We start from the raw sequence: 21,010 nt of genomic DNA, 5'->3' as shown, positions 1-21,010 counted from the left end.
GGCGTCATGTCCGTACTGACGCGCGACGAAGCGCAGACCCGTGCCCGGCTCCTCGACGTCCACCACTACACGATCGACCTCGATCTGACCCGTGGGGACGAGACCTTCGACTCCCGCACCACCATCCGTTTCACCGTCCGCGGCGAGACGGGCACCACGGACACCTTCGTCGAGGTCAAGCCCGCCCAGCTGCGCACCGTCACCCTGGACGGACACCCCCTCGACCCGGCCGCCCTGACCGAGAACCGGCTCGCGCTGAAGAACCTCACTCCGGGCGAGCACGAACTGCGCGTCGACGCGGCCATGCACTACTCCCGCACCGGCGAGGGCATGCACCGCTTCACCGACCCCAGCGACGGCGAGACCTACGTCTACACGCAGCTGTTCATGGACGACGTCCAGCGCGTCTTCGCCGCCTTCGACCAGCCCGACCTCAAAGCCGTCTTCGACCTGACCGTCACGGCACCCGCGGGCTGGACCGTCCTCGCCAACGGCATCACCGAACACACCGGGGACGGCCGCTGGAAGGCCGCCGCGACCCCCCTCATCTCCACCTACCTCGTGGCCGTCGCCGCCGGCCCCTGGCACTCCGTACGCATCGAGCACCGCGGCCTGCCCTTCGGCCTCCACTGCCGCCGCTCCCTCGCCCGCCACCTGGACGCCGACGCCGACGAGCTCTTCGAGGTCACCCGCGGCTGCTTCGACCGCTACCACGAGAAGTTCACCGAGCCCTACCCCTTCGACTCCTACGACCAGGCGTTCGTCCCCGAGTTCAACGCCGGCGCCATGGAGAACCCCGGCCTGGTCACCTTCCGCGACGAGTTCGTCTTCCGCTCCGCCGTCACCGACACCGAGCGGCAGACCCGCGCCATGGTCATCGCCCACGAGATGGCCCACATGTGGTTCGGCGACCTCGTCACCCTCAGGTGGTGGGACGACATCTGGCTCAACGAGTCCTTCGCCGAGTACATGGGCTACCAGACCACCGCCGAGGCCACCCGCTTCACCGACACCTGGACCGACTTCGGCGTCACCCGCAAACCCTGGGGCTACGACGCCGACCAGCGCCCCACCACCCACCCCGTCGCCCCCGAGAACGTCGAGGACACCGCCTCCGCCCTCCTCAACTTCGACGGCATCTCCTACGCCAAGGGCGCCTCCGCCCTGCGGCAACTCGTCACCTGGCTCGGCGAGAAGGACTTCCTGGCCGGCATCAACATCCACTTCGACCGGCACAAGTTCGCCAACGCCACCCTTGCCGACTTCATCGACTCCCTCGCCGCCGCCACCGACCGCGACGTCCACGCCTGGGCCGACGCCTGGCTGCGCACCACCGGCGTCGACACCCTCACCCCGCGCATCACCGGCGAGAACGGCAGCCGCGCCCTCACGGTCGACCACCACGGCACCCGGCCCCACCGCATCGCCGTCGGCCTCTACGACCAGGACCTCACCGACGAAGGCCGGCTCACCCTGCGCGAACGCCTCGACCTCGACGCCCCCCAGGGCGAACCGCGGCCCATCGGCAAGCTCCCCGCCCTGGTCGTCCTCAACGACGGCGACCTGAGCTACGCCAAGATCCGCTTCGACGCCGACTCCTTCCGGACCCTGCACGCCCGGCTGTCCGGCCTCCCCGACCCGCTCACCCGGGCCGTCATCTGGAACGCCCTGCGGGACGCCGTCCGCGACGGCGAACTCACCACCGACGCCTACCTGGACATCGCCCGCGCCCACCTCCCCCACGAGACCGACCTCGCCCTCGTCGACGGCGTCCTCGCCTTCGCCTCCGCCCAGGTCGCCGACCGCTACGTCGGCCCCGAGCAGCGGCCCGCCGCCCTGGCCACCCTCACCGACCTGTGCCGCGACCTCATCCGCCGCACCGAGGACGGCGACCACCCCGGGCTGCGCCTCATCGCCGTACGCCACCGCATCGCCACCGCCGCCCACCCCCACACCCTCGCCGCCTGGCTCGCCGACGGCACCGTCCCCGGCGGCCCCGAACTCGACCCCGAGCTGCGCTGGCGCATCCTCACCCGGCTCGCCGTCCTCGGCGCCACCGACGAGACCGCCATCGCCGCCGAACTCGAACGCGACCCGAGCGCCACCGGCCGGGAAGGCGCCGCCCGCTGCCGCGCCGCGCTGCCCGACCCGGAAGCGAAGAACCGGGCCTGGGAGGCCATGTTCGCCTCCGACGACCTCTCCAACTACCTCTTCACCGCCACCGCCCAGGGCTTCTGGCAACCCGAACAGGCCGAACTCGTCCAGGACTTCGTACCGCGCTACTACGCCGAGGCGGTCGCCGTCGCCGCCCGCCGCGGCCCCGCCATCGCCGAGGCCGCCGGCCGCTGGGCCTTCCCCGTCCACGCCGTCGACCCCGACAACCTGCGCCTCGGCCGGGCATGCCTCGACGACGCCGAACCGATCCCCGCACTGCGCCGCAAGCTCGCCGACCAACTCGACGACCTCGCCCGCGCCCTGCGGGTACGGGAGGCCCGGACCCACTGAGCCGGAACGCGGCCGGCCCCCACCCCGGGGCGACCGGCCGCACCCATACCCCTTTCGGGTTGCGATCGTTGGGCTGTCCGGGCGTACCCCCGCCACCCCGTGCAGGCTGGAACTCCCCTCACGCCCGGAGGACAGCCCATGGGCATGCCGCCCCTCGCCTCGGGCCCGCACGGCCCCGACACCCTGCGGCCCCTCCTCGACACCGTGCTCGACGCACTGCGCACCGGCGCCGCGGAACGCCGCGGCCCGCTCCCCGCGGGCGGCCCCCGAGCCGTCGCCGCCCGCGTATCCGAGGCGGCCGGCGACATCCTGCCCGAACGGGGCGACCCCGAGGCCCTCCGCGCCCTGGTCACCGCACTCGCCGAGGGCGCCGCCGACCCCGCCCACCCCCTGTGCGCCGCCCACCTGCACGGCGCGCCCCTCGCCGTCGCCGCCGCCGCCGACCTCGCCGCGAGCGTCCTCAACCCCTCCCTCGACTCCTGGGACCAGGCACCGGCCGCCTCCGCGCTGGAAGCCCTCGTCACCCGCACCCTGGCCCGCGAGACCGGCGCCGCCGACGCCCTCGTCACCACCGGCGGCACCGAGTCCAACCAACTCGCCGTCCTCCTCGCCCGCGAAGCACAGGGCGCGAACGTGCGGCTGGTCCACGGCGCGGGCGTCCACCACTCGGTGCCCCGCGCCGCCTGGCTGCTGGGACTGCCCGAACCCGTGACCGTCCCCGCCCCCGCCGGCACCCTCGACCCCGCCTCCCTCGACGAGGCACTCACCCGCATCCCCGGCCCCCACCTCGTCGTCGCCACCGCCGGCACCACCGACGCCGGCCTCATCGACCCCCTGCCCGAGATCGCCGGCCGCTGCGCCGCCCACGGCGCCCGCCTGCACGTCGACGCCGCCTACGGAGCGGGCCTCCTCTTCAGCGACCGGCACCGGCCCCGACTCGCCGGACTGGAAGCCGCCCACACCGTCACCCTCGACCTGCACAAACTCGGCTGGCAGCCGATCGCCGCCGGCCTCCTCACCGTCAAGGACCCAGGCGACCTCCACGCCCTCCACCACCGCGCCGAGTACCTCAACCCGGACGACGACACGGACGCCGGCCTCCCCGACCTCCTCGGCCGCTCACCCCGCACCAGCCGGCGCCCCGACATCCTCAAGATCGCCGTCACCCTCAAGACCCTCGGCCGCAGCGGGCTCGGCACCCTCGTCGACACCGTCTGCGCACTCGCCGAGGAGTTCGCCACCCACGTCCACGACCACCCCGGGTTCGAACTGCACGCCCCGCCCACCATCAGCACGGTCCTCTTCCGGCCCGCGCACGCCACCGACGACGCCGTCGCCGCCGTCCGCCGCACCCTCCTCACCACCGGCGCCGCCGTCCTCGGCCGCGCCCGCACCGACGGCCGGCTCTGGCTCAAGGCGACCCTCCTCAACCCCCACACCCGGCCCGACGACCTGGCCGCCCTCCTGACCCTCGTGGAAACAGCCCTGGAAGGACCCACCCCCCGGTGAACGCCACCCCCAGCCCCACGCCCGACGCCCCCCGCGACCTCGTCGGCATCGGCATCGGCCCCTTCAACCTCTCCCTCGCCGCCCTCGCCGACCCCCTCGCCGGCCTCCAGGCCGTCTTCTACGACCAGCGCCCCGCCTTCCACTGGCACCCCGGCCTGCTCATCGACGGCGCACGCGTCCAGGTGCCCTTCCTCGCCGACCTGGTCACCCTCGCCGACCCGGCCAGCGCCTGGACCTTCCTCAACCACCTCAGGGCCCGCGACCGCCTCTTCCCCTTCTACTTCGCCGAACGCTTCCACATCCAGCGCGCCGAGTACGACGCCTACTGCCGCTGGGTCGCCGAAGGCCTCCCCTCCCTCCGCTTCCACCACCAGGTCGACGCCGTCCGCTGGAACCCCGAACGCGACCTCTTCGAAGTCGACTACACCCAGCTCGACGCCGACGGAGAGGCCGAGGCCCTCGGCCGGACCCACACCCGCAACGTCGTCCTCGGCGTCGGCACCGAGCCCTACGTCCCCGACCCGCTCAAACCCCTCGTCGACGCCCCCGGCGTCCCCGTCCTCCACGCCGCCGACTACCTCGGCCACCGCGACGCGCTCCTCGCCGCCGGACACGTCACCGTCATCGGCACCGGCCAGTCCGGCGCCGAGATCTTCCTCGACCTGCTCCGCCACCGCCCCGCCGGCCGCGAACAGCTGCACTGGCTCGGCCGCAGCGAGGCCTTCGCCCCGATGGAGTACTCCAAACTCGGCCTGGAGCACTTCACCCCCGACTACACCCGCTACTTCCACGCCCTCGCCGAACCGGTCCGCGACCGCCTCGTCGCCGGACAGTGGCAACTGCACAAGGGCATCGACGCCGACACCACCGCCGCCATCCACGACGAGCTCTACCGCCGCACCCTCGACGGCGGCTGGCCCGACACCGTCCTCACCCCCGGCGTCCACGTCCGCACCGCCGGCCGCATCGCCACCACCCAGGTCGAACTGCACCTCGAACACGCCGAGCAGAAGACCCGCTCCCGCCTCACCACCGACGCCGTCGTCCTCGCCACCGGCTACCGGGAACGCCCCCTCGGCCGCGTCCTCGCCGGTCTCGACCCCTACATGCGCCGCGACAGCCACGAACGCCCCCGCGTCGACGAACGCTTCCGCCTCGTCCTCGACCCCTCCGTCACCGGCCGGGTCTACGTCCAGAACGCCGAGACCCACACCCACGGCGTCGGCGCACCCGACCTCGGCCTCGCCGCCTGGCGCAGCGCGACCATCCTCAACGACCTCACCGGGCAGGAGCCGTACCCGCTCCCCGCCCGCACCGCCTTCACCACCTTCGGCCTGGAACGGGGACACCCCCAGATCCCCTCCGCACGCGACCACCGGACACTGACCCCGCTGGTCGAGGGAATCTGAGGCCGCCCCGCACGCACCGGCCTCAGAACACCGGCACGCCGTCCCGCGTCAACGACCAGTCCACGGACGCGAAGTCCTTCGGATCCAGCACGCCCTTCGCCGTCACCCACTCGGCGATCCGCGTACGGATCTCCGTCGACTCCGACCACAGCTCCCTGGCCGCCGCCACATGAGGGAAGGCACCACCACCGTTGGCCCGGTAGTTGTTCACCGCCAGCACGAACTGCTGCGCGTCGTCCAGCGGCGCACCCCCGTAAGCCAGGTTCCTGATACGCGAACCGGGCGCCTGCGCGACGTCGATCTCGTACGTCAGCCCCGACACGTAGTCGTAGTTGTAGTCCGGGCGGCCGTTCGCGTTGGTCAGCTTGCCGGTGTCCACCGGCGCGCCGGACGCCGTCCGTACGTAGTACTCCGCCGAGTACTCGAGGTACGCCCGCAGCTGAGCACCCGTCATCAGCTTCGCGACCAGGGTGTTGTCGTACACGTACAGGCTCGACAGGTCCCGGATCGTCACGTTCCCCGCAGGGATCTCCGAGGTCCGCGAGAACGGCGACGCCTGCGCGAGAACGGGCAGCGACGCGTACTCCGTACCGGCCAGCGCCGCCCTGACCACGTCCTCCTGCACCTTCGTGATCAGGTCGATGATCGGGGCGTCCCGGTACCGCGCCTCGAACGTCGTCAGCGTCTCCGTCGCGGTGCCGACCACCTGGTTGACGTACGCGACGACCTTCGCGTGCTCGTCCCGGAGCAGCGCGGTGATCCGGGGATCGTCCTCGACCGTGTTCGAGTCGCGCAACGACGCCCGGACCGACTCGACCTGCCACCGGCCGCGCTCGAAGACCAGCTCGAAGTCGAACAGGGTGAGCCGCTCGGCGTAGCACAGCGGCTCCGACAGGACGACCGTCTTCCCGGTCCGCTCGTTGACGACCCTCAGCTCCGGGATCTCCACGTGCGCGTGTCCGACGAGGATCGCGTCGACACCGGGCACCTGCCGGGCCACGTCGGCCGCCGCGTTCTCCACGTACGGCAGCTGGTCACCGTAGGAGGACGTCCCCGACGACCCGGAGTGCGCCGACACGACCACGACGTCCGCACCCATCGAGCGCAGCTTCGGCACCCACTTGGCCGCCTGCTCCACCAGCCCCGGAAAGGCCAGCTTCCCCTGCACGTACGCCTTGTCCCAGATCGCGATACCCGGGTTGGTCAGCCCCAGCACCGCCACCTTCACCGGCGGCGCCCCCTTCACCCGGAACGTCTTCATGAAGTACGGCGGGAAGGCCGGCTTCAGCGTCTTCGCGTCGACCGCGTTCGCGCCCAGCAGCGGGAAGTCGCACTGCTCCTCGAACGTGCGCAGCGTCTCGATGCCGTAGTTGAACTCGTGGTTGCCGAGCGCCACCGCGTCGTACCCGATCGCGTTCATCGCCTGCGCCATCGGGTGCACCGGACCACCCTCCGCGGTGATCGGGTCCACCTTCGCGTAGTAGTACGTCAGCGGGGTGCCCTGGATGGTGTCGCCCGCGTCCAGCAGCAGCGTGTTGCGGCGGCCCTTCTCCTCCCGGACCTGGTCCACCAGGGTGGAGACGCGCGCCAGCCCCTGGGCGTTGCCCGCCGCGTCCGTGTACTCGGCGTCCTTGAAGTAGTCCCAGTTGAAGACGTGTCCGTGCAGGTCGGTGGTGCCCAGCACGGTCAGCGCGTACCGCTTGGGCTTCCCGCGGCCCCCGCGCGCCGGGGCCGCCCCGGCCGCCGGAGCCGCCGCACCCGCCAGTGCCACCCCCGCTCCCGTCACGGCGGACCTGCTCAGGAACTTCCGGCGGTTCAACGGCATGGCTGGCTCTCCTAGGCGGCGAAGCGTCATCGAACAACGCGCGTAGACACAACGCGCGTAGATTCCTTCCTGATCACGGCACCTGTCAACAGGCGATCGCTCACATGCCCGAAAGGAGAAATAAGAACCGCCCGGAATGCTCATCAGAGCGTCCCGGCGCACAATTCAACACTTGTCAATAACCCTTCACCCAACCGTGGTTGGCTGGTCACGCGCGGCCAATTCGCTACCGGCCGGTAAGTCATAGGCTCGACCCATGCGCCGAGCAAAGATCGTCTGTACCCTTGGGCCCGCCACCGATTCGTACGACCAGATCAAAGACCTGGTCGACGCCGGAATGGACATCGCCCGCTTCAATTTCAGCCACGGCACCCACGCCGAACACGAAGAGCGATACCACCGTGTCCGCAAGGCGTCCGACGAGACCGGCCGCAGCGTCGGCACCCTCGCCGACCTTCAAGGCCCGAAGATCCGGCTCGGCGCCTTCACCGGAGGACCCGTACTCCTTGAACGCGGCGACACCTTCACCATCACCGTCGAAGAAGGCACCGAAGGCGACCGCCACCGCTGCGGCACCACCTACGCCGGCCTCGCCACCGACGTGACCCCCGGCGAACGCGTCCTCGTCGACGACGGCAAGGTCTGCCTGGAGGTCACCGACGTCGATGGACCCGAGATCCGCACCACGGTCATCGAGGGCGGCATGGTCTCCGACCACAAAGGCCTCAACCTGCCCGGCGTCGCCGTCTCCGTCCCCGCCCTCTCCAAGAAGGACGAGGACGACCTCCGCTGGGCCCTGCGCAGCGGCTTCGACGTCATCGCCCTCTCCTTCGTCCGCAGCGGACGCGACGTCCTCGACGTCCACCGCATCATGGACGAGGAGGGCCGCCGCCTCCCCGTCATCGCCAAGGTCGAGAAGCCGCAGGCCGTGGAGAACATCGAGGACATCGTCGCCGCCTTCGACGGCATCATGGTCGCCCGCGGCGACCTGGGCGTCGAAATGCCCCTGGAGCAGGTGCCCATCGTCCAGAAGCGCGCCATCAAGCTCGCCAAGCGCAACGCCAAACCCGTCATCGTCGCCACCCAGATGCTCGACTCGATGATCGACAACGCCCGCCCGACCCGCGCCGAGGCCTCCGACGTCGCCAACGCCGTCATCGACGGCACCGACGCGGTGATGCTCTCCGGCGAGACCAGCGTCGGCAGACACCCGATCGACACGGTCCGCACGATGGCCCGGATCGTCGAGGCGGCGGAGGAGGACATCCTCGCCAAGGGCCTGCCCCCGCTGACCGACCGCAACAAGCCCCGCACCCAGGGCGGCGCGGTGGCCCGCGCGGCGGCGGAGATCGGCGACTTCCTCGGCGCCAAGTTCCTGGTCGCCTTCACCCAGTCCGGCGACACCGTCCGCCGCCTCTCCCGCTACCGCTCACCCATCCCGCTGCTCGCCTTCACACCCGAGCCGGCGACGCGCTCGCAGCTGAGCCTCACCTGGGGGGTCGAGACCTTCATCGGCCCGCACGTGGACTCCACGGACGCGATGGTCGACCAGGTGGACGAACTGCTCACCCGCTACGGCCGCTGCGAGAAGGGCGACGTCGTGGTCATCACGGCCGGCTCCCCGCCGGGGGTGTCGGGCTCGACCAACCTGGTCCGGGTCCACCACATCGGGGAGGACGACAGCCCCGAGTAGTGCGGTGGTCGGTAGGTCAGTACTTCGGGCCCACGTGGGCGTCCATGAGGGCCACGGAGGCTCCGCGGGCCACGGAGATGTTGTACGGGGTGCCGTGGCGCGTGCAGTGCGTCCACTCGATGCCGACTTTCTCGAGCGCGTCCGTGAAGAGCTTCCTGATGTCGTCCGACTTGTTGGTGAAGAAGTACCGCGGATATTCGTAGCGCTTGCGCACGCCGCCGACGAGTCGGGTCGTCCAGTTGGTGATGCGGCAGCCATCGGAGTGGATCAGGCCGCGGATGAACTCCCAGGGGCAGGTGTCGACGATCGACTGCTGCCAGGGAGCGAGGGCGATCCGCCGGTCGTGCTTCCTGCCGGGGCCGTGCTGGGGAACGAGACAGGGCCAGTGTCCGCTGTAGGCGACCACGGACGTGTATCCGACGGCTTGTACTCGGGACGACTTGCCACTGGGATTGACGGCTTCCACAGCGGCGGCGCAGGCCTCGACGAGGCCGGGCCACGCGTCGGCGCAGGCGATCCTGAGGAAGTAGCCCGACTTCTTGCCGGGGCTGATGTATCCGTCGCCGAGATAGAGACCGAGCAAGTAGGCGTAGGCCGCCTCGTCCTCAGGCGGTTCGGCCGTGGGGCCGCACAGGGAGCAGGGAGTTCGCCGGATGCGTGGCAGAGGCTCGATCCGCGTCCGCCACGAGCGGATGGCGGCTCGGGACATACCGGTCTCCTTGCTGACGGAGTTCAGGCTCCGTCCCTGCGCCACCAGTGACAATGCGCGCTCGCGCGCGCTGGTGTCGTACATGAGGTCCAGCGTGTGGTGGTGGACGCGGCGGCACACAGCAAAAAGTGGATGTTCACGAGAACGTGGACATCCACTTATGGGTGGCAACCTTGGGAAACAAGGAAAAGTGCCCCGGGTCGGACTCGAACCGACACTGTATGGGTTTTGAATCCATTGCCTGCTGCCAATTGGGCTACCGGGGCTCGCAGAATCGAAGGTTTACCCCGACCCGCCGCGCGTCTACCTTACCGCAGCTAGGTAGGCTCATGGCAGCTGCACCCTGCCCCGAACGAGGAGCCCACGTGACCGCCCCCGAGTCGCCCCAGCCCGCCGACGTGAACGACGACGACAAGTCGCACGTGCCTCCGCTGACGACCCGAGTCGTCATCGCCGAGGACGAGGCGCTCATCCGGCTCGATCTCAAAGAGATGCTGGAGGAGGAGGGGTACTCCGTCGTCGGCGAGGCCGGTGACGGGGAGCAGGCCGTGGAGCTGGCCCGTGAGCACCGGCCCGACCTGGTCATCCTGGACGTGAAGATGCCCAAGCTCGACGGCATCTCCGCGGCCGAGAAGATCGCCGAGGAGAGCATCGCGCCGGTGCTGATGCTGACCGCGTTCTCGCAGCGCGACCTGGTGGAGCGGGCCCGGGACGCGGGGGCCATGGCGTACCTGGTCAAGCCGTTCAGCAAGAGCGACGTCGTCCCGGCGATCGAGATGGCCGTCTCGCGGTTCACGGAGCTGAAGGAACTGGAGAAGGAGGTCGCCGACCTCAGCCAGCGGCTGGAGACCCGCAAGCTGGTCGACCGGGCCAAGTCGGTGCTCCAGACGGAGTACGGGCTGACCGAGCCGGCCGCGTTCCGGTGGATCCAGAAGACCTCGATGGACCGGCGGATGTCGATGCAGCAGGTGGCCGAGGCGGTCATCCAGGACGCCGAGGAGAAGAAGGCGTCCAAGGGCTGAGCACGACGTGACCGAGGCCCGCGTCCCCGAGGGGGGCGCGGGCCTCGTCGTACCGTCCTCGGCTCAGTCCTCGCCGAGGTAGGCCTTGCGGACCGACTCGTCGTGGAGGAGGTCCTGGCCGCTGCCGGACAGGACGATGTTGCCGACCTCCATGACGTGGCCGTGGTCGGCCAGCGACAGGGCCGCCTGGGCGTTCTGCTCGACGAGCAGGATCGTCGTGCCCTGGGACTTGAGCTCGGCGATCGTCGCCATGATCTTCTGCATCATGATCGGCGAGAGGCCCATGGAGGGCTCGTCCAGCATGAGCAGCTTGGGCTGGGACATCAGGGCGCGGCCCATGGCGAGCATCTGCTGCTCACCGCCGGACAGGGTGCCCGCGGCCTGCTTCCGCCGCTCGCCGAGGATCGGGAAGAGGTCGTAGGCGCGCTGGATGTCCTTCTCGATGCCCGGCTTGTCGCTGCGCAGGAAGGCGCCGAGGCGGAGGTTGTCCTCGATCGTCATGCGGGGGAAGATGTGCCGCCCCTCGGGGGAGTGGGCGAGCCCCAGGGAGACGATCTGGTGGGCGGGGACCTTCTTGAGGGACTTGCCGCCGAACTTGATCTGCCCGCCGACCGGCTTGAGGAGCCCCGACAGGGTGCGCAGCGTGGTGGTCTTGCCGGCGCCGTTGGTGCCGATGAGGGTGACCACCTCTCCGGCGTCGACCTTGAACGAGATGCCCTTGACGGCCTCGATCTTGCCGTAGGCGACGCGGAGGTCCTCGACCTCGAGCAGTGCGGTCATCGGTCGTTCTCCTTGCCGGCCGCGGTGTCCTTGGTGGTGTCGGCCTGGGCGGCCTCCGCGGCCTCGACCTCGGCGGCCTCCGCCGCGCCGGGGTCGTTCTCGAGGGGCTCGCCGAGGTAGGCGGCGACCACCCGCTCGTCGCCCTGCACGGTGGCGCTGTCGCCCTCGACGAGTTTCTGGCCCTGCACGAGGACGGCGACGCGGTCGCAGAGGTTGAAGATGAAGCGCATGTCGTGCTCGATGACGAGAACGGCGATGCCCTTGTCGCGGATGGCGAAGACGAGTTCCTCGGTGGCCCGCGTCTCCTGCGGGTTCATGCCGGCCGTCGGCTCGTCCAGCAGGAGCAGGCCGGGCTCGCTGGCCAGGGCGCGGGCGATCTCCAGTTTGCGCTGCTCGCCGTAGGGGAGGTTGCGTGCGAGGTGGTCGGCCTTGGCGTCCAGGCCCACGAACTCCAGGAGTTCCATGGCGCGTTCGCGGGAGGTGGCCTCGGCCTTGTGGAAGCCGGGACCGCGCAGGACGGCCGACCAGAAGCCCTCCTTGGTGCGGGTGTGGCGGCCGACGAGGACGTTCTCCAGGACCGTCATGTTGGCGAACAGGCGGATGTTCTGGAAGGTGCGGGCGATGCCTGCGGCCGTGACCTTGAAGGACTTGGCCGGCAGGACGGTGCCCTTGTAGCGGACTTCGCCCTCGGTCGGGATGTAGAGGCCGGTCAGGCAGTTGAAGAAGGTGGTCTTGCCGGCGCCGTTGGGGCCGATGAGACCGACGATCTCGCCGCTGTTGACGGTGAGGTCGACGCCGTTGACGGCGGTCAGGCCGCCGAAGCGCATGGTGACGCCGCGCGCGTCGAGGACCGTGGTGCCGGGGGCGGGGGCGCCCGGGGTGGTGTCCTTGGTGGTGGTGTCGGTGGTCATGTGGTCAGGCCCCTGTCTTGCTCAGGGTGGTCGGAGCTTCGGCCTCTTCGTGGAATTCCAGCTTGCGGCGCCTGTTGGCGATGAGGCCTTCGGGACGGAAGCGCATGAGCAGGACGAGCGCGAGTCCGAAGGCGAAGAGCTGGTAGTCGCCGAGGAACTGGAGCTTGTTGGGGATCAGGAAGAGCAGGGAGGCGCCGATGAGCGGGCCTGCGATGGTGCCCATGCCGCCGAGGACGACCGCCGCGAGCAGGAAGGCGGAGTTGGGGGGCGTGGTGCCGGCGAAGAGGTACTGCTCGGGGGTGACGGTGTAGGTGACGTGCGCCTGCACCGTGCCCGCGAGGCCGGCGAGGGTGGCGCCGACGGCGAAGGCGATGAGCTTGACCCGGAAGCCGTTGATGCCCATGGCGAGGGCGGCGGTCTCGTCCTCGCGGATGGCGACCCAGGCCCGGCCGATGCGGGAGTCGCCGCTGCGCCGGAAGACGAGGACGACGACCGCGGTGATGATGAGCATCAGGAAGAAGTAGTTGGCGAACCGGCCGATGGTGAAGCCGCCGATGTCGTGCTGTACGCCGAGGTCCAGGCCGAGGATCTTGAGGTCGGGGATGGAGGAGACGCCGTTGGAGCCGTTGGTGAGGTCCGGTCCGGAGGTGCCGTCGAGGTTGTTGGCGGTGATGCGGAAGATCTCGCCGAAGCCGAGGGTCACGATGGCGAGGTAGTCGCCGCGCAGCCGCAGGGTGGGGGCGCCGATCAGCACGCCGAAGACGAGGGACGCGAGGGCGCCGACGATGACCGCGGCCCAGAAGGGGAAGTGGACGTCGAAGGGCGAGCTCGGGGAGCCGGAGACCAGGGCGGCGGCGTAGGCGCCGACGCCGAGGAAGGCGACGTAGCCGAGGTCGAGCAGTCCCGCGAGGCCGACGACGATGTTCAGACCGAGGGCGACCGTGGCGAAGATGAGGATGTAGACGCCGAGGGTGGCGTACTGGTCGTCGGACTGGGTGAAGGGGAAGCAGGCCGCCGCGATGAAGGCGCCGCAGACGGTGATGTTCTGGTGCCGGGAGGTGATCTCGGTGGCGTGGGCGATCAGGCCGGCCTTGTGGAGGGCGGCGAAGCCGAGGCCGGCGGTGATCAGGAAGCCCACGAAGAGTTCGTCGTACTCGGTGCCGATGCCGTAGGTGAAGACGAGCAGGGCGATCGCGAGCATCGCGACGATGATCAGGATCTCGACGTAGGAGGGCAGGGCCCGGACGGGGCGCGGGGTGCCGGGGGCGAAGGCCGCCCTGACGGTCTGCCAGTTGTGGGAGGTGGTGTGCTTGAACTGCTCCCAGCCGGTGTCGTCGGGGTCGAACGGGTCCGGTGCGGGGCGCTCGAAGGGGAGGGCGAGGGAGCCGAGGAGGGCGAGCAGGGTGGCGCCCGCCGCGACGTATCCGCCGGGCTCCAGGTTGACCAGGCCGCCGAGCTGGGCGCTGATCGCGATGATCGTGTACCAGGTGGTCGCGAAGGCCGCGAGGGCGGCGAACTTGAGCGCCGCGTCCGCTCCGGCGGGCACCAGCCAGCCCAGGCCCTTGACGCCGTAGGAGGCGAGGCCGAAGAGGGTGGTGAGGGCGCCGGCGATCAGGACCAGGACCTGAAGGCCGCCCGGGTAGCCGTAGACGGTGAGGTCGCCGGGGAACTCGGAGGTCCAGGTCCATGCGAGGAACGTGGAGACGACGGTGAGGGCGCCGCCCCCGGTGGCGAGGGCCCGTCCGATGTGCGGGGGTATGCCGATGAGGCCGGGGGTGGCGGTCGCGGCGGAGGCGCCGGCGGCCTTCGGAGCTGTGGTCTGTGTGGTCATCGGTGTCACGCCCTGTCCGCAACGCGTTCGCCGAGCAGGCCCTGTGGCCTGAACAGGAGTACGAGGATGAGGAGGATGAAGGCCCAGACGTCGGCCCAGGACTGGCTGCCGAGCTTCTCCAGCCCCGGCACGTCGGCGATGAAGGCGGTGGCCAGGGTCTCGGCGACGCCGAGGACGACACCACCGATCATGGCGCCGTAGATGTTGCCGATGCCGCCGAGGACCGCCGCGGTGAAGGCCTTGAGGCCGAGGATGAAGCCCATCCTGAAGTCGATGTCGCCGTACTTCAGACCGTTGGCGACGGCGCCGACGGCGGCGAAGAGCGCGCCGAGGGCGAAGGCGACCACGATGATGCGGTCGGTGTTGACACCCATCAGCTTGGCGGTGTCCGGGTCCTGCGCGGTCGCCTGCATGCCGCGGCCGGTGCGGGTGCGCATCACGAAGAAGGCGAGGATGGCCATGCTGACCGGGGCGGCGATGAGCAGGAAGATGTCGCCGGTCTGGATGGTGACGCTGCCGATATGGAACGGGCCGCCGTCGATCTGCGGGAAGCTGATCTTCGATTTGGCGCCGGGGTACCAGGCCCACACCGCCTGCTGGAGGGCGAGGGAGAGGCCGATGGCGGTGATGAGGGGTGCGAGGCGAGGGGCTCCGCGCAGGGGGCGGTAGGCGAACCGTTCCGCCCCGACCGCCACGGTGACGGAGACCACCATGGCGCCGATGAGCATGAGCGGAAGGGCGATCAGCATGGAGGTGCCGTCGGGCAGGACGTAGAGGTAGACCGTGAGCGCGCCGAAGGCGCCGGTCATGAATATCTCGCCGTGGGCGAAGTTGATGAGCTGGACAATGCCGTAGACCATTGTGTAGCCAATGGCGACCAGCCCGTACATGGATCCCAGTAGCAGGCCGTTGACCAGCTGCTGCGGCAGTTCGTTCACCGCATGTCCTCCGAGACTTTCGGAACTATCGACGGATGTGGCCGGATGCGAGTCCGCGCGGGGCGCCTGTGGAACAGCGCCCCGCGCGGCTCGTGATCACGTGATCAGTGGTGCGTGCGGTGGGTCAGCCGGTGTAGGTGCCGGACTTCACCGACTTCCAGGCACCGTTCTCGACGGCGTACACGGTGAGCTGCTTGTTGGTGGCGTCACCGAACTTGTCGAAGGAGACCTTGCCGGTCACACCGTCGAAGGAGACGTTCTGCATGGCGTCCACGACCTTGGCGCGGGCGTCGTCGGGAAGCTTGCCGTCGTTGTCCTCGACGACCTTCTTGACGGCCTCGATGATCGCCCAGGCGGAGTCGTAGGAGTAGCCGCCGTAGGCCTCGTAGGCCTCCTTGTAACCCCCGGCCTTGTAGTTGGCGACGAACTCCTTGGCGGAGGGGAGTTCCTCGACCGGTGCGCCGACGGAGGTCGCGAGGTCACCGGTGCCGCTGGCGCCGGCGAGCTTGATGAAGTCGGCGCTGTAGATGCCGTCACCGCCGACCACCGGGATCTTGGCTCCGGCGGCCTTGATCTGCTTGCTGAGCGGGCCGGCCTGCGGGTACTCGCCGCCGTAGTAGACGACGTCGGCGCCCGAGGTCTTGACCTTGGTGGCGACCGCGTTGAAGTCCTTGGTGTCCGGGTTGATGTGCTCGGTGCCGACGACCTGGCCGCCGAGCTTCTTGAACTCCTCGGTGAAGGTGGCGGCCAGACCGGCGCCGTAGGTCTTCTTGTCGTCGATGACGAAGACCTTCTTCTTCTTCGAGTCGTTGAAGACGTACTGCGCGGCGAACGGGCCCTGGATGGCGTCCGTGGTCGCGGTGCGGAAGTACGACTTGTAGGGCCGGACCTTCTCGGTCTGCCACTTCACGCCCTGAGTGAGGGCGGGGTTCGTGTTGGCCGGGGAGACCTCGACCAGCTTGGCCCGGTCGAAGATGATCTGCATGGCTTCGCCGACCGAGGAGTTCAGCGGGCCGACCACGCCGAGCACGTCGTCGTTGGCGGTGAGCTTGGTGGCGTTCTGCTGGCCGACGGAGGGCTGACCCTGGTCGTCGAGGGCTTCGATCTCGAACTTGATGCCGTCGACGTAGTTGTCCTTGTTGGCCGTCTTGGCGGCGAGGTCAACCGAGTTCTTGATGCCGAGGCCCAGCGCGGACAGGTCGCCGGTCAGCGGGGCGTCGACGCCGATGACGACGGTGGTGCCACCGCCGTCGCCGTTGCCGGAGTCCGAGCCGCCGTCGTCGTCGCGCGAGCCGCAGGCGGTGAGGGTGAGTGCTCCCGCCGCCAGAGCGGCGGTGATGGCGATGAGCGAACGTTGACGCACGATCAGTCCTTTCCCTGGCACAGCCGCTTCCCCGTGGAGGCGGCCGAGTCGAGCGCTGGGCCGAAGTGACAATCGGATGGCGCGGTGACTGGCCGTGACTCTAAGCGTGTGTGGGGAACGTGGAGGAGGGTCTGACTCATGCTGTGACGCTCTTGTTATGACACGGGGTAATGCAGAGCGGTGTCGGCTGGGAAGAAGGGCGGAATTCAGGCCGATTCGCCCTGTCCGCATGCTGAGAACCCGCAGGACCGGCCGCCACTGTTCAGGCGTCTGGGGCGTTTTGGTGATTACCCGGATTCGTTGCTGCAGGCGACTTGCAGGGCGTGGGAGAGGTCCCGCGCATAGCGCGTCCCCAGGATGAAACTGTGGTCGTGTATTGCGCGCGTATTACGCAGCGTTACATGGAGAAAAGGGAGTGCCAGGTTCCGCGGTGCTTTTGCGCATTCCGTCACCCGCAGCGTGACGATGATCTTGCGGGCGGAATGCGCCTTTGTCTGGAAAGGCGCGACCGGTGACGACGTCATCGCGATGCCGTCGTAGGGCTGGTCGAGCCGCGTCACGGTGACGGGCGGGCCGGACCGCACGCTCAGCCGTACCGCGAAACGGAAGGCCTCGCCCGGGCCGGGCACCGCGTCCAGGTAGTCGAGGTCGACCGCCTGGGAGGGATGCGGCGGCGGGGGAGGGGGCGGCGGCTGCGGGCGGGTGGCGTACAGACAGGCGCCCCCCGCCAGGGCCGCGACGGCCGCGGCGGTCGCGAGGACCGCGCGGCGCCGGCGGGCGAAGAGGTCGCGGTGACGGGCCGAGCGGTCGTGATGAGGGGCTGGTGGTGCATGCCGCCGGGACGGCCGGCGGGCTGCCGGGGCGGTGCGGTCGCTGGTGCCTTCGCCCGCCTCGACGGGGCCGGTGCCGCTCACCGCCACGGCCCGTCGGTCGGGCCGCCGTCGCGGTAGTGATCGGCGCAGTCCTCGCTCGCCCGGCGGTCGATCAACTCATCGGCCGCTCGCTGACCTTGGGCGCGTTTCGTGGCCCGCGCGGCGTCCACCACCTCCCGCAGGATGTCGTACTGCCGGTTGGACAGCCCCATCGACTGGTAGTCGCCGTAGGGCGTGCCACCGGCCAGCATCTCGCGCGCCCAGTAGCGGACGGCGTTCGTGCACAACTCCGCGCCGGACAGGGTGGGTTGTGCCGATGCGGAAGCCGATGCGGCGGGCGATGCCGAAGTCGATGCCGACGCGGTCGTCCGGGTCGTGCCGGAAGACGGTTCTCCGGGGCTGGAGCCGGCACATCCGGTCGCCCCGGCGGTCGGCAGTGTCAGCGTGAAGGCGAGCGCGAGCAGTCCGGGCGAGCACCGGAACCGCCGGGCCGCCACCCCCGGCCAGGGGGCCTCTCCCCGTCCCATGCCCCGAAGTTAGGGCGCCGAGCGGACGAGAGCAATGCCGTGGCCGGGACGCGGCCCGCTCAGCCCGCCGTGCCGGCCCGCTCGCCGTCGCCCGGCTTCAGGTCCCGGAGCAGGCACGTCAGGCGGGCGGTGCACACGCGCCGGTCCTGCTCGTCGCTGATCACGATCTCGTACGTCGCCGTCGACCGGCCCCGGTGCACCGGCGTGGCCACTCCGGTGACCAGGCCGGAGCGGGCCCCGCGGTGGTGGGTGCAGTTCAGGTCGACGCCGACGGCGATCTTGGAACTGCCGCCGTGCAGCATCGAGCCGACCGAGCCGAGGGTCTCGGCCAGCACCGCCGAAGCGCCGCCGTGCAGCAGCCCGTACGGCTGGGTGTTGCCCTCCACCGGCATGGTGCCGACGACCCGGTCCGCCGACGCCTCCAGGATCTGGACGCCCATGCGCGTCCCGAGGTGCCCGGCCGAGAAGAGGGCGGGCAGGTCGACGCCGAGCGCGGCGTACTCGTCGATGACCTCCTGCGGGAACTGCACCTGCTGCTGCTCGCCCATGGGCCGGCTCCGTTTCGTCGCTCCGTCTGTTCGGTCCGCCGCCCGGCCGCTCGGGCCGCCGGCTCGACTGAGCAAACGCTCAGTCGGTCGCCGATTGTTCCAGACGGACGACCAGGGACTTGCTGGCCGGGGTGTTGCTGGTGTCCGCGGTGGCGTCCAGCGGCACCAGGACGTTGGTCTCCGGGTAGTACGCCGCCGCGCAGCCCCGTGCCGTCGGGTAGTGCACGACACGGAAGCCGGGGGCCCGCCGCTCCACCCCGTCCCTCCACTCGCTGACGAGGTCGACGTACGCGCCGTCCCGGAGCTTCAGCAGGCCGGCGTCCTGCGGGTTGACCAGGACGACCCGGCGGCCGTTCCTGATGCCCCGGTAGCGGTCGTCCAGGCCGTAGATCGTGGTGTTGTACTGGTCGTGCGAGCGCAGTGTCTGGAGCAGGAGCCGCCCCTCGGGCAGCTCGGGGTACTCGACCGGTGCGGCCGTGAAGTTGGCCTTGCCGGTGGCCGTCGGGAAGCGGCGCTCGTCGCGCGGGGCGTGGGGGAGGGCGAAGCCCCCGGGGCGGGCCACGCGCGTGTTGAAGTCCTCGAAGCCGGGGATCACCCGCCCGATGCGGTCCCGGATCGTCGCGTAGTCCTTCTCGAACTCCTCCCAGGGCGTGCGGCTGCGCTCGCCCAGCACGCGGCGGGCCAGCCGGCACACGATCGCCGGCTCGGACAGCAGGTGCGCGCTCGCGGGCTCCAGCCGGCCGCGGGAGGCGTGCACCATGCCCATGGAGTCCTCGACGGTGACGAACTGCTCGCCGCCGCCCTGGAGGTCGCGTTCGGTGCGGCCGAGGGTCGGCAGGATCAGGGCGCGCGCACCCGTTATGGCGTGCGAGCGGTTCAGCTTCGTCGACACGTGCACGGTGAGCCGGGCGCGCCGCATGGCAGCCTCGGTGACCTCCGTGTCGGGGGAGGCGGAGACGAAGTTGCCGCCCATGGCGAAGAAGACCTTCGCCTCGCCGTCGCGCAGTGCGCGGATGGCCCGAACGACGTCGTAGCCGTGCGCGCGCGGCGGGGCGAAACCGAACTCCTTCTCCAGGGCGTCCAGGAACGCGGGCGCCGGGCGTTCGAAGATGCCCATGGTGCGGTCGCCCTGCACGTTGGAGTGGCCGCGCACCGGGCAGACGCCCGCGCCCGGGCGGCCGATGTTGCCGCGCAGGAGGAGGAAGTTGACGACCTCGCGGATGGTCGGCACGGAGTGCTTGTGCTGGGTCAGGCCCATCGCCCAGCACACGATGGTGCGCTGGGAGGCGAGCACCATGCGCAGCGCTTCCTCGATCTCCGCGCGCGTGAGGCCGGTCGCGGCGAGCGTCTCGTCCCAGTCGGCGGCGCGGGCGGCCTCGGCGAACTGCTCGAAGCCGTGCGTGTGTTCCCCGACGAACGCCTCGTCGACGGCGCCCTCGGTGTCGAGGATCAGCCTGTTGAGGAGCCGGAACAGGGCCTGGTCGCCGCCGAGGCGGATCTGCAGGAACAGGTCGGTGAGCGCGGCGCCCGCGGTGAGCCCCTTGGCGGTCTGGGGGTTCTTGAAGCGCTCCAGGCCGGCCTCGGGCAGCGGATTGACGCTGATGATCCTCGCGCCGTTCGCCTTGGCCTGCTCCAGGGCGGAGAGCATACGAGGGTGGTTGGTGCCCGGGTTCTGACCGGCCACGATGATCAGATCCGCCTTGTACAGGTCCTCCAGCAGGACGCTGCCCTTGCCGATGCCGATGGTCTCGGACAGGGCCGAGCCGGACGACTCGTGGCACATGTTGGAGCAGTCCGGCAGGTTGTTGGTGCCGAGCTCCCGCGCGAAGAGCTGATAGAGGAACGCCGCCTCGTTGCTGGTGCGGCCGGAGGTGTAGAAGACGGCCTCGTCGGGCGAGTCCAGCGCGGCGATCTCCTCCGCCACGATGCCGAAGGCCCGCTCCCAGGTGACCGGTTCGTAGTGCGTGCCGCCCTCCGGCAGGTACACCGGGTGGGTGAGCCGTCCCTGCTGCCCCAGCCAGTAGCCGCTGCGGGTGGAGAGGTCGGCGACGGAGTGCGCGGCGAAGAACTCCGGGGTGACCCGGCGCAGCGTGGCCTCCTCGGCCACGGCCTTGGCGCCGTTCTCGCAGAACTCCGCCTTGTGCCGGTGGTCCGGCTCCGGCCAGGCGCAGCCCGGGCAGTCGAAGCCGTCCTTCTGGTTGACGCTCAGCAGCGTCAGCGCGGTCCGCTTCACGCCCATCTGCCGCTGTGCGACGCGCAGGGTGTGGCCGATGGCCGGGATGCCCGCCGCCGTGTGCTGCGGCTCCGTGATCCGCGGCGCGTCCTGAACCGGATCACCCTTGGGCGGCTTGGTGGCCATCGCGCGCTCCTTCGCGTACACGTGTGAGGTACGTCTCCGATCCTCGCACGGCCCGCCGACAACGACGCGGGCCGGGCGGACCCGTGCCGGAAGGGGTGCTCGCGGCGCGCAAGGAGGCGTGTTCCGGGCCGCCGGGCCGGAGCGGCGGCCCTGACGGGGCACGGGAACCGCGCGCCCGGCCCGCACCTCCACGCGCCGTGCGACCGCCG

At 70.4% G+C, this 21,010-nt stretch carries 16 protein-coding genes and 1 tRNA gene; 5 read left to right on the top strand and 12 right to left on the bottom strand.

Annotation, left to right across the window (positions count from 1 at the left end; translation table 11 throughout):
* Positions 1–6: 6 nt before the first annotated feature.
* The 3 genes from pepN (at position 7) to SAM23877_RS09855 (ending at position 5,423) form a co-directional block, all read left to right on the top strand.
* Positions 7–2,505: an aminopeptidase N gene (gene pepN, locus SAM23877_RS09865; RefSeq protein WP_053129147.1), complete on the top strand. Its 2,499-nt coding sequence runs from the start codon at positions 7–9 to the stop codon at positions 2,503–2,505.
* A gap of 138 nt (positions 2,506–2,643) precedes the next feature.
* The gene (locus tag SAM23877_RS09860; RefSeq protein WP_053129143.1) at positions 2,644–4,014 is read left to right on the top strand and encodes a pyridoxal phosphate-dependent decarboxylase family protein; all 1,371 of its coding nucleotides are present in this window, start codon (positions 2,644–2,646) and stop codon (positions 4,012–4,014) included.
* Complete coding sequence (locus tag SAM23877_RS09855; protein ID WP_053129142.1) at positions 4,011–5,423, top strand: lysine N(6)-hydroxylase/L-ornithine N(5)-oxygenase family protein; 1,413 nt, start codon at positions 4,011–4,013, stop codon at positions 5,421–5,423. Before SAM23877_RS09860 ends, SAM23877_RS09855 begins: the two co-directional genes overlap by 4 nt.
* Positions 5,424–5,445: 22 nt before the next feature.
* On the opposite strand, the gene SAM23877_RS09850 is transcribed toward SAM23877_RS09855, so the two are convergent.
* A complete protein-coding gene (locus SAM23877_RS09850; RefSeq protein WP_053129139.1) occupies positions 5,446–7,248 on the bottom strand; it encodes a bifunctional metallophosphatase/5'-nucleotidase in 1,803 nt (600 codons plus the stop codon).
* A gap of 256 nt (positions 7,249–7,504) precedes the next feature.
* On the opposite strand from SAM23877_RS09850, the gene pyk reads away from it, so the two are divergent.
* A complete protein-coding gene (gene pyk, locus SAM23877_RS09845; RefSeq protein ID WP_053129136.1) occupies positions 7,505–8,941 on the top strand; it encodes a pyruvate kinase in 1,437 nt (478 codons plus the stop codon).
* A gap of 16 nt (positions 8,942–8,957) precedes the next feature.
* Here pyk and SAM23877_RS09840 read toward each other — a convergent pair whose 3' ends face one another.
* A complete protein-coding gene (locus tag SAM23877_RS09840; protein ID WP_053142331.1) occupies positions 8,958–9,734 on the bottom strand; it encodes a helix-turn-helix domain-containing protein in 777 nt (258 codons plus the stop codon).
* Between the two features lie 107 nt (positions 9,735–9,841).
* Positions 9,842–9,916: transfer RNA gene (locus tag SAM23877_RS09835), tRNA-Leu, on the bottom strand.
* A gap of 99 nt (positions 9,917–10,015) precedes the next feature.
* On the opposite strand from SAM23877_RS09835, the gene SAM23877_RS09830 reads away from it, so the two are divergent.
* Entirely contained in the window at positions 10,016–10,672 is a 657-nt protein-coding gene (locus tag SAM23877_RS09830) for an ANTAR domain-containing response regulator (RefSeq protein ID WP_053129133.1), read from the top strand.
* Between the two features lie 63 nt (positions 10,673–10,735).
* On the opposite strand, the gene SAM23877_RS09825 is transcribed toward SAM23877_RS09830, so the two are convergent.
* The 9 genes from SAM23877_RS09825 to SAM23877_RS09785 all read right to left on the bottom strand — a co-directional run bounded on the left by SAM23877_RS09825 (position 10,736) and on the right by SAM23877_RS09785 (position 20,801).
* Positions 10,736–11,452: an ABC transporter ATP-binding protein gene (locus SAM23877_RS09825; protein ID WP_053129130.1), complete on the bottom strand. Its 717-nt coding sequence runs from the start codon at positions 11,450–11,452 to the stop codon at positions 10,736–10,738.
* A complete protein-coding gene (locus tag SAM23877_RS09820; RefSeq protein WP_053129126.1) occupies positions 11,449–12,363 on the bottom strand; it encodes an ABC transporter ATP-binding protein in 915 nt (304 codons plus the stop codon). The genes SAM23877_RS09825 and SAM23877_RS09820 overlap by 4 nt, the downstream gene beginning before the upstream one ends.
* Before the next feature lie 4 nt (positions 12,364–12,367).
* Complete coding sequence (locus tag SAM23877_RS09815) at positions 12,368–14,194, bottom strand: branched-chain amino acid ABC transporter permease (protein ID WP_053129123.1); 1,827 nt, start codon at positions 14,192–14,194, stop codon at positions 12,368–12,370.
* Positions 14,195–14,199: 5 nt separating this feature from the next.
* On the bottom strand, positions 14,200–15,132 hold the full coding sequence (locus tag SAM23877_RS09810; protein ID WP_053129120.1) for a branched-chain amino acid ABC transporter permease: 933 nt from the start codon (positions 15,130–15,132) through the stop codon (positions 14,200–14,202).
* Positions 15,133–15,256: 124 nt separating this feature from the next.
* Positions 15,257–16,495 (bottom strand): branched-chain amino acid ABC transporter substrate-binding protein, encoded by a 1,239-nt coding sequence (locus tag SAM23877_RS09805; protein ID WP_053129117.1) that lies wholly within the window; start codon positions 16,493–16,495, stop codon positions 15,257–15,259.
* 287 nt (positions 16,496–16,782) lie between these two features.
* Positions 16,783–17,409 carry a hypothetical protein gene (locus tag SAM23877_RS09800; protein WP_053142330.1) on the bottom strand — a complete coding sequence of 209 codons (627 nt, stop codon included), beginning with the start codon at positions 17,407–17,409 and terminating at the stop codon, positions 16,783–16,785.
* On the bottom strand, positions 17,406–17,894 hold the full coding sequence (locus SAM23877_RS09795) for a hypothetical protein (protein WP_244902926.1): 489 nt from the start codon (positions 17,892–17,894) through the stop codon (positions 17,406–17,408). Before SAM23877_RS09795 ends, SAM23877_RS09800 begins: the two co-directional genes overlap by 4 nt.
* A 59-nt stretch (positions 17,895–17,953) precedes the next feature.
* A complete protein-coding gene (locus SAM23877_RS09790; RefSeq protein ID WP_053129114.1) occupies positions 17,954–18,442 on the bottom strand; it encodes a PaaI family thioesterase in 489 nt (162 codons plus the stop codon).
* A 79-nt stretch (positions 18,443–18,521) separates the two neighbouring features.
* Positions 18,522–20,801 carry an FdhF/YdeP family oxidoreductase gene (locus tag SAM23877_RS09785; RefSeq protein WP_053129111.1) on the bottom strand — a complete coding sequence of 760 codons (2,280 nt, stop codon included), beginning with the start codon at positions 20,799–20,801 and terminating at the stop codon, positions 18,522–18,524.
* Between the last annotated feature and the right edge of the window lie 209 nt (positions 20,802–21,010).

The sequence above is a fragment of the Streptomyces ambofaciens ATCC 23877 genome, assembly GCF_001267885.1.
Taxonomy (GTDB): domain Bacteria; phylum Actinomycetota; class Actinomycetes; order Streptomycetales; family Streptomycetaceae; genus Streptomyces; species Streptomyces ambofaciens.
The sequence above is the reverse complement of the archived record's forward strand: the minus strand, read 5'-3'. Positions and strand labels throughout refer to the sequence as shown.